Source organism: Amycolatopsis sp. 3B14 (assembly GCF_050958625.1).
GTDB classification, from domain to species: Bacteria; Actinomycetota; Actinomycetes; order Mycobacteriales; family Pseudonocardiaceae; genus Amycolatopsis_E; species Amycolatopsis_E thermoflava.
On sequence record NZ_JBHZEN010000122.1, the window covers coordinates 1 to 4,004 of the forward strand.

Consider the following 4,004-nt stretch of genomic DNA (forward strand, 5'->3'; position numbering starts at 1 on the left):
CGCCGTCATCCGCACGGCCTTCACCCGCGTGGTCGACAACACCGACGCCCGCGTGCGGGACCGGCTCGGCGACGCGACCGGGCTGGCCGCGCTGCGCGTGTTCTGCCACGAGGTCATGCCGGTCGAGGACGTCACCCGGCAGGAGGCCCGCGTCGTGCTGCCGTTCTGGCAGCGCGCGCTCGCCGACGCCGAACTGGAGTCGGTCTACGACGCCGCGATGGCCGCCTGGCGCGAGCGGATCGGCGGGTTCCTCCGCGACGCGCGCGCCGCGGGCGAGGTCCGTACGCCCGTGCCGGACGAGGTCGTCGTCGAACAGTTGCTCGCCATGCTCAACGGCGTGCAGGCGCTGGCGCTGCTCACCCCCGGCACGACCACGCCGGACCTGCAGCGCCGGATGATCGACGCCTTCCTGGACGGCCTGGCGTAGGGGAATCCTTCAGCGGGCGAAGGGAAACACCCAATGTCGCCCGGAACCGCCCGTGATTAGCGTTTTCCAGCAACGCTGGCGAAATCACGGGAGGCGTTCGTGCCGTTGGACGAAGACCTGTTGCCCGAAGCGCGGAAATCCTATCGTTACCAGTGGTACGTGGTGGCGATCTGCATGCTCGCCTACGTCTTCTCGTTCGTCGACCGGCAGATCCTGTCACTGATGATCGAGCCGATCAAGCGCGACCTGCACCTGTCCGACACGCAGTTCAGCCTGCTCAACGGGCTGGCGTTCTCGCTGCTCTACTCGGTGATGGGCCTGCCCATCGCGATACTGGCCGACAAGCGCTCCCGGCCGCTGATCATCTCCATCGGGGTCGCGTTCTGGAGCCTGGCGACCGCGGCCTCCGGCCTGGCGAAGAACTTCGTGCACCTGTTCCTCGCGCGGATCGGCGTCGGCGTCGGCGAGGCCGCGCTGTCGCCCGCCGCGTATTCCATGTTCAGCGACATGTTCCCGAAGAGCAAGCTCGGGCGCGCCTACGGCATCTACTCGCTCGGGTCGTTCATCGGCGGGGCCGCCGCGTTCATCATCGGCGGGTACGTCATCAACCTGCTGAAGTCGGTGGACGCGGTCACGTTGCCCCTGCTCGGCGAAGTCCGCGCGTGGCAGCTGACCTTCCTGATCGTCGGGCTGCCCGGGATCGTCCTGGCGCTGCTGGTGTTCTTCACGGTCCGCGATCCCCGTCGCCGCGGGCTCCGGCGCGACGCCGACGGCGGCGTGCAGAAGGTCGCCCTGCGCCACGTGATCGGGTTCCTGTGGCGGCACCGCCGCACGTTCGCCGCGCACTACCTGGGGTTCTCGCTCTACGCGCTGGTGCTGCTGGGGATGATGGCCTGGACGCCGGCGTTCTACATCCGCGCGTTTTCGCTGACCTCCACTCAGGCCGGCTACCTGCTCGGCGTGGTGGTGCTGGTGGCCAACGGCAGCGGCGTGCTCTTCGGCGGCTGGCTGGTCGACCGGCTGGCGCGGCGCGGCCACACCGACGCGGCCATGCGGGCCGGAGTGATCGGCGCGCTGGGCATGACCGTCCCGGTCGTCGCGTTCACCCAGGTCGGTCAGCTGTGGCTGTCGCTGGCGCTGCTGGCCGTGGCGATGTTCTTCGCGTCCTTCCCGATGCCGGCCTCCACCGCCGCCATGCAGGTGCTCAGCCCCAACCAGATGCGGGCCCAGGTGTCGGCGATCTTCCTGCTGATCTCGAACTTGATCGGGCTCGCGCTGGGCACCACGCTCGTCGCGCTCGTCACCGACCGGGTGTTCGGCGACCCGAAGATGGTCGGCTCGTCACTGTCCATTGTCTACGGTCTCGCGTCCGTGCTCACGGTGCTGCTGCTGTGGCGCGGGTGCCGGCACTTCCGGCGCAGCGTCGCGGCGGAACGCGCGTCCGGGGAACGGGCCGCACAACCGGAAGGAGTCAGCTGAATGAGGATCGCAGTGCTGGGCGGTGGCCACGGGTGCTGGGCCGCGGCCGCGGAACTGACCGAGAACGGCCACGACGTGCGGTGGTGGCGGCGCGACGCCGCCGCGCACCAGGCTCTCCGTGACGCCGGCGCGATGACCGTCCGCGACCACCGCGGCACCCGGCAGGTGCGGGTGGGCGAGCTGGTCACCGACCTCGCCGAGGCGGTGCGCGACGCCGCCCTGATCGTCGTCCCGCTGCCCTCGACCACCCACGCCGACCTGGCCGCACGGCTCGCCCCGCTGCTCACCGACGGCCAGGTGGTGTTCCTGCCGCCGGGCACGCTCGGGTCGGTCCTGTTCGGCAAGGCGCTGGCGGAGGCGGGCAACCCGGCCGACGTCGCGTTCGCCGAGACCGGCACGCTGCCCTACCTGGCCCGGCGGCACGGCGCCACCGAGGTGGTGGTCAGCGGGTACGCGACCCGCCTGCCCACCGGGGTGTTCCCGGCGCGGCTGGCGGCCAAGGCGTTCGACGTGCTGCGCGCGGCCTACCCGAGCGTCGAGGAGAGCGAGGACGGGCTCAGCGGGGCCCTGATGAACGCCGGCCCGGTGATCCACCCGCCGCTGATCCTGATGAACGCCGGGCCGCTGGAGCACTTCGAGGCGTGGGACATCCACAACGAGGGCACCCAGCCCGCGATCCGCCGGGTCACCGACGCGCTGGACGCCGAGCGCATCGCTGTGCGGGAGGCGCTGGGCTACGGCGCGCCGCACTTCCCGCTCGCCGACCACTACGCCACCGACGGCGACGAGTGGATGTACGGCCGGGCCGCGCACGAGAAGCTCACCGACTCCGGCGACTGGCGGGAGAAGATCGACCTGCTGACCCACCGCTACATGCTGGAGGACACGCGGCTGGGCCTGTCACTGCTGGTGTCGGTGGGCCGCTGGGCCGGGGTGCCGACGCCGGTCGCGGCCGGGCTGCTGAGCATCGCCTCCGCGGTCACCGGGCGGGACCTCTACGCGGAGGGCCGGACGCTGGAGAGCCTCGGGCTGGCGGACCTTTCCCGGCCGGAGCTGACGCGACTGCTGCGGGAGGGTTTCACCTCGTGAGCGACGAGATCGCCGTCGTCGGGGCCGGCCGCATGGGGGAGGGCATCGCGCTCACCTGCCTCGCGGCCGGTTTTCCCGTTGTGCTGGCCGACGTCAAGGACCGCACCGACGAGGAACGGCGCGCCTACGCCGACCGGGTCCGCGCCCGGCTCGGGTCCGGAGTGACCATGTGCGGGCGGGAACCGGGCGCGCTGGCCGGCGCCTCGGTGGTGTTCGAGGCCGTGCCTGAGGTGCTGGAGATCAAGCGGGACGCGCTGGCCTGGGTCTGCGACGAGGTCGCCGCGGACGCGGTGATCGCCTCGACCACGTCGACGTTCCTGGTCACCGAGATCGCCGCGCTGGTCGACCGGCCGGAACGGGCGGTCAACGCGCACTGGCTCAACCCGGCGGACGTGATGCCGCTGGTCGAGGTCAGCCGGAGCGACGAGACCGACCCGGCCGCGGTGTCCCGCCTGACCGGCCTGCTGGAGCGCCTCGGCAAGATCCCGGTGGTGTGCGGGCCCGCGGCCGGCTACATCGTGCCGCGGTTGCAGGCGCTGGTGATGAACGAGGCGGCCCGCATGGTCGAGGAGGGCGTGGCGAGCGCCGCCGACATCGACCTCGCCGTGCGGGCCGGGCTCGGCCCCCGGTATTCGGTGCTCGGCCCGCTGGAGTTCATCGACTGGGGCGGCGGCGACATCCTCTACTACGCCTCCCGCTACCTGGCCGCCCAGCTCGGCGACCGGTTCCGGCATCCGGATGTCATCGAGGAGAACATGGCGGCGGGCCGCCGCGGTCTGCAGGACGGGGTCGGCTTCTACACCTTCGACCCGGACGGCGTCGCCGCCTACCGCGCGGCGCGGATGCGGGAGTTCGCCGAGCTGTTCCGCCTGCGGGAGCCGGAGCTCCGGGCCGGCACGCCGGTGCCGGCCCGGTCCCCGTCAGGACGCGAGGGCCACCGCGGCGGTGGACCGTCGCCGCTGCACGAGGGCGACCACCAGCCCGAGGGCGAACACCGCCGCGACGGACG

The 4,004-nt window shown here is 72.1% G+C and carries 4 protein-coding genes; all 4 read left to right on the plus strand.

The annotated features are described in order from the left end of the window. Positions 1 to 427, plus strand: a 427-nt coding sequence (locus tag ACCP09_RS39795; RefSeq protein ID WP_433754258.1) for a TetR family transcriptional regulator C-terminal domain-containing protein, incomplete at its 5' end; no start/stop codon positions are given. Positions 428 to 526: 99 nt separating this feature from the next. Further along, positions 527 to 1,906 (plus strand): spinster family MFS transporter, encoded by a 1,380-nt coding sequence (locus ACCP09_RS39800; RefSeq protein ID WP_027929914.1) that lies wholly within the window; start codon positions 527 to 529, stop codon positions 1,904 to 1,906. Then, positions 1,907 to 2,995 carry an NAD/NADP octopine/nopaline dehydrogenase family protein gene (locus tag ACCP09_RS39805; protein ID WP_433754260.1) on the plus strand — a complete coding sequence of 363 codons (1,089 nt, stop codon included), beginning with the start codon at positions 1,907 to 1,909 and terminating at the stop codon, positions 2,993 to 2,995. After that, positions 2,992 to 4,004, plus strand: a 1,013-nt coding sequence (locus ACCP09_RS39810; protein ID WP_433754262.1) for a 3-hydroxyacyl-CoA dehydrogenase NAD-binding domain-containing protein, incomplete at its 3' end; no start/stop codon positions are given. The genes ACCP09_RS39805 and ACCP09_RS39810, both read left to right, overlap by 4 nt.

Coding starts and splice junctions, on each gene's coding strand:
- ACCP09_RS39805 (WP_433754260.1), top strand. CDS start 1,907: ATGAGGATCGCAGTGCTGGGCGGTGGCCACGGGTGCTGGGCCGCGGCC.